The following is a 1,310-nucleotide window of genomic DNA, read 5'->3' on the forward strand; positions in this document are numbered from 1 at the left end:
GCGCGGTGTAGTGCAGGTGGTGGGGGCCTGCCCAGATGTACAGGGTGATCAGCGCCCAGAAGTGCACGATCGACAGGCGATACGAGTAGATCGGGCGTTCGGCCTGCTTGGGTACGAAGTAGTACATCATGCCCAGGAAGCCGGTGGTCAGGAAGAAGCCCACGGCGTTGTGGCCGTACCACCACTGGATCATCGCGTCGGTCGCGCCCGAGTAGGCCGAGTACGACTTGAACAGGCTGACCGGCAGCGAGGCGTGGTTGACGATGTGCAGCATCGCGGTCACCACGATGAAGGCACCGTAGAACCAGTTGCCCACATAGATGTGCTTGGTCTTGCGCTTGACGATGGTGCCGAAGAACACCGCACCGTAGGTAACCCACACGATGGCCAGCAAAATGGCGATAGGCCATTCCAGTTCTGCGTATTCCTTGGTCGTGGTGTAGCCCAGCGGCAGGGTGACCAGCGCGCCGACGATCACCGCTTGCCAGCCCCAGAAGGTGAAGGCCGCGAGGCTGTCGGAAATCAGTCGCGTCTGGCAGGTTCGCTGCACGACATAGTAGGAAGTGGCAAACAGTGCGCACCCACCGAAGGCGAAGATCACCAGGTTGGTGTGCAGGGGGCGCAGGCGTCCAAAGCTCGTCCACGGCAGGTCCAGGTTCAGCTGAGGCCAGACCAGTTGCGAGGCGATGAAGACACCGAGGCCCATGCCAAGGATCCCCCAGACCACCGTCATGATGGCGAACTGGCGGACGACCTTATAGTTATAAGCAGTCGGACTGATTGCTGTGCTCATTCTAAGGTTCCACGGTTTGGGTGTTTTTGTTGGTTAAAAAATCGGCGCAAGTATGTATAAACCGTGTGGTTATTGCAACGCGATGGAAATCGCGCCGCACCTTGCGAAGGCCGATTTTACGGCGTTTCCAGCCGATTGGCGGTGGGAAGTGTACACAATCGCAAGGCGATAATGTGCACCATTATTCCGCTTTCGTTGTGCACGCATTAAGCTGCCTTGGCACTATCGTCCTGCGTGGTCAGGGCAGGCAATTCGCACTTGGGCCGGGATCCATCAGCCTTTGGTGGTGGCTCGCGAACAGAAAGTGCGCCAAAAAGGTGCATTCAGGTGCAAGACTTCAAGCCACTGTGGCAACAAGCTTAGTCTCGATCAGGGGGGGTGCAAGGCGGGTGTGCGGCGGGGTGCGACACTTGGTCGCAAGGGGCGGTGGGAACCGCCGCACCGTTGTCGATGCGGCGGTTTGAGTCAAGGCTCAGTTACATCATCGTTTCACTTGGCAGTTACGTTCTCTGCCGGT

General features: G+C 58.5%; 1 protein-coding gene. It reads right to left on the bottom strand.

The features are described from left to right. A partial coding sequence (locus DN388_RS22480) for a cbb3-type cytochrome c oxidase subunit I (RefSeq protein ID WP_254506382.1) occupies positions 1-793 on the bottom strand: 793 nt, incomplete at its 3' end. Positions 794-1,310 lie beyond the last annotated feature (517 nt).

This window comes from Pseudomonas sp. S12(2018) (assembly GCF_024355235.1).
GTDB classification, from domain to species: Bacteria; Pseudomonadota; Gammaproteobacteria; order Pseudomonadales; family Pseudomonadaceae; genus Aquipseudomonas; species Aquipseudomonas palmensis.